This is a genomic window from Thiohalocapsa sp. (assembly GCF_019695415.1).
In the GTDB taxonomy this organism is placed as follows: Bacteria; Pseudomonadota; Gammaproteobacteria; order Chromatiales; family Chromatiaceae; genus Thiohalocapsa.
The window spans coordinates 1,423-4,615 of the sequence record NZ_JAIFKJ010000308.1 but is presented as its reverse complement, the minus strand read 5'-3'; the positions used below and the strand labels follow the sequence as shown (position 1 = coordinate 4,615).

At 71.6% G+C, this 3,193-nt stretch carries 2 protein-coding genes and 2 pseudogenes; 1 reads left to right on the top strand and 3 read right to left on the bottom strand.

The window, feature by feature from the left end:
* Positions 1-205, bottom strand: a pseudogene (locus tag I6U14_RS09000) (hypothetical protein); the annotation flags it as partial.
* A 110-nt stretch (positions 206-315) separates the two neighbouring features.
* A complete protein-coding gene (locus tag I6U14_RS08995) occupies positions 316-1,326 on the bottom strand; it encodes an aldo/keto reductase (RefSeq protein WP_296898609.1) in 1,011 nt (336 codons plus the stop codon).
* Between the two features lie 364 nt (positions 1,327-1,690).
* Here I6U14_RS08995 and I6U14_RS08990 point away from each other — a divergent pair, with 364 nt between their 5' ends.
* Positions 1,691-2,941, top strand: a complete 1,251-nt coding sequence (locus I6U14_RS08990; protein WP_296898606.1) for a Bcr/CflA family multidrug efflux MFS transporter — start codon at positions 1,691-1,693, stop codon at positions 2,939-2,941.
* Positions 2,942-2,983: 42 nt separating this feature from the next.
* Here the strand turns inward: I6U14_RS08990 and I6U14_RS08985 are convergent.
* A pseudogene (locus I6U14_RS08985) lies at positions 2,984-3,193 on the bottom strand (histidine phosphatase family protein); the annotation flags it as partial.

Below are 3,193 nucleotides of genomic sequence, written 5' to 3'. Positions count from 1 at the left end.
TGACCATTCGCCAGAGGCCGATGGCCGCCAGGACACCGGCCGACAGCCCCAGGTAGTCCGTGACACAGAAGGTGCCGACGATGGCCGGGGGCCCCTGGAGGCCCGCAGCCACGTAGATCATCAGCGGCGGTAGGAAGGACAGCCGCAGCTCCCGGCCGAGTTCCAGCACCGTGCGATCGAGCCATTGGTAGGTGCGCGTCCACATGGGAGCGGTAGATGTGGGGCGGCGGGGTCCAGCGCAACTGAGGTGGGGGCGGCGCTGGTGTCGCGGCTCTCGATGGGGTCGGAGTAAGGGCGCTGTGCCGGGGGCGCTAGTCAGTTCCAGGCCAGGGCGGCGCGGGTGTGCCAGTAGGTGTCGGGGGCTTCCGGCAGCGTTCCAGCCGCGGCTTCGGCGTCTGTGTCCCAGTTGATCGTGGTCGCCGCCAGGTTGGCTTGCAGCTGCGCCGTGGTGGTCGCGCCGCTCAGCACCACGTCGGCCCAGGGCTGGGCGAGTGCTGCGGCGAGGGCCACGGCATCGAGCCCGACGCTGAAGCGCGCCGCGAGCTCGCTGAGCCGCTGCCGGCGCTCGGCGAAGCCGGGCGCGTCATTGCGGTCGGTGAGCCGGCCGTTGGCGAGCGCCTCCTTGACGATGACGCCGAGGCCTTGGGTATGTGCCTCTGCCAGTGCGGCACCGGCGGAGGGCTCCAGCAGATTCCAGGTCGCCTGCACCGCATCGAACAGCGCCACGCCGTCCACGCGGATGTCCATGGCCCGCCGCAGCACGTCTGCCTGCGTCGGGCCGCTCAGCGTGAGCCCGATGCGCAGGCCGTCGGCCTTGAGCCGCGCCAGTGCGCGGTGGACCTGGGGGTCGTCCAGTACGCCGCTGTCGAAGGTGGCGGAGTGGATCTGGTACAGGTCGAGCCAGTGGCCAAGGTGATCGCGGGTCTCGGCCCACTGGCGTTCCAGCACCGCCAGGCGGTGGTCCTTGACCTCGTGCTTGTCGGCGTCTACCTGCCAGTCCGCGGTGTAGGTGTAGCCCCACTTGGAGCCGACGGTGACGGCATCCGCCGGGACCTGCCGTGCGGCGAGCCAGGCGCCCAGGAAGGCCTCACCGCGGCCATAGGAGCGTGCGGCGTCGAAGTAGCGCACGCCCGCATCCCAGGCCGCATCCAGGACCTGCCAGGCGCGCGCCTGCATGGCCTCGACGCTGCGGCCGTCATGGTAGTCCTCGCCGTGACCCAGGTTGATGTAGCCGGGGCGGCCGAGGGCTGCCATGCCAAGGCCAAGACGCAGGGCCTGGCTGCGGCCGTGGGCGAAGGGGTTTTCGGAAGGTGCTGTCTGCGGCATCGCGCTGCCCCGCTGCATGTCCGGCCGGCGATGGCCCCGGCAGCCGCTGCTGGCGTGTCCGACACGGCCTGCGCAGGTCCTGGACGGGTGGGGCAGTCGCCTCTGAGTGCAATCATCTCCCGCATTGACGCAATGGTGTTCTGGTCGGGCCGAGACAAGGTGCGGTCCCTGTGCTCCGCCGGCGAGGGTGCGGCGGCGAGCCGACCGACTGTGGATCCGGGCTCGGGTCCGGGCGCCGACGCGCCAGCCCCGGCAGGCATGCGATGATGGCGCCTCATGCCGCCGTCGGGCATGCTCGGCCGTCGCCCGCCTCGGTGCCCGGCCGCGCTCGCGGCTGCGCCCCGTCCGCATGCCCGGTGTCGTGATGCCCATCTCCCCGTCGCTGCTGTTGACGCTCGGGCTCCTGTCCGCACTGACGCCCTTCGCTGTCGACATGTACCTGCCGAGTATCCCGGCCATCGCCCGGGACCTGGGCGCGCCCGTGTCCCTGGCACAGCTCAGCGTCACCCTGTATCTGGGCGTGTTCGCCGCAGCGCAGCTGCTGCTGGGGCCGCTGTCGGACGTGCTCGGCCGACGGCTGCCGGTGGCGGCGGGGCTCGCGGTGTTCGCGCTGGCGGACGTGGCCTGTGCGTTGGCGCCCAATATGACGGCCATGCTCGCGGCCCGCGCCGTGCAGGCGCTGGGCGGCGCGGCGGTGGCGGTGACCGTGCCGGCGCTGGTGCGGGACCTGTTCGAGCGTGACGACTATGCCCGCGTCATGGGGCTGGTAATGCTGGTGATGGGCCTCGCCCCGCTGCTGGCGCCGAGCCTGGGCGGGCTGGTGGTGGTGGTCGGGAGCTGGCGCTGGGTGTTTGCGGTGCTGCTGGGCATCACGGCGGTCACCGCCGTGCTCTTCTTTCGGCAGTTGCCGGAGACCCTGTCGCCAAAGCATCGGCATCGACTGGACCCGGCGTCAGTCGCACGCAACTACGGGCTGCTGCTGCGCCACCGGGCCGCGCTCGGCTACCTGCTGACGGGCATGGGGAGCTTCGGCGGCATGATGATCTTCATCGTCGCCTCCCCATTCGTGTACATCGAGCTGCACGGGGTGCCCGCGGGCTGGTTCGGACCGCTGTTCGGCATCAACATTGCCGCGGCGATGGCGTTCTCGTATCTCAATGCGCGCTGGGTGCCGCGCTTCGGCGCTGAGCGGCTGTTGCGCGCGGGGCTCATGGTGCAGGGCGCGGCGGCGTCGGCGCTGCTCCTGCTGGGGCTGCTGGCGGCGGTGCTGGGCGCGGCACCTCCGCTCTGGCTCATCGCGCTTGGCGCCGGCGGCTACATCGCCATGGCCGGGGTGGTGATGGGCAATGCCATGGCGGGCTTCATGGCCTACTTCCCGCGCATGGCGGGCACGGCGTCGGCCTTCGCCGGAGCAGGGCGCTTCGGCTTCGGAGCACTCGCCGGTACACTTGCGAGCCTGGCGCACAATGGCACCGCGCTGCCGCTGCTGCTCGGCATGGGGCTCTGCGGTCTGCTGGCGGTGGGTACGTACCAGCTCCTCTGTTGCAGCGCGGTGCCGGCGGCGGCGCGGGTGCGGCAGTCGGACGTGGACCGGCCGCCGCCTTCTGTCCGATGAGCACCGAGCACCGGGCGGGAGCAGCGCAGCCCGCCGCCGGCTTCAGCGGGTGCTGATGCGCCCGAGCACCTCGAGTCTCGCGCCCTCCGGGCGTACCAAGACGATCTCGCCCGAGCCCGGAAACACGTCCGTGAGGGCTGTGATGTTCACTTGGTGAGTGACCAGCACAAGCGGCGGCGCGCCAGGCCGGGTTTCGGCTCTGATGAGGTCGATCGCCGCGGCGGTGCGCTCCGGCTCGGCGTCTCGGTTGCG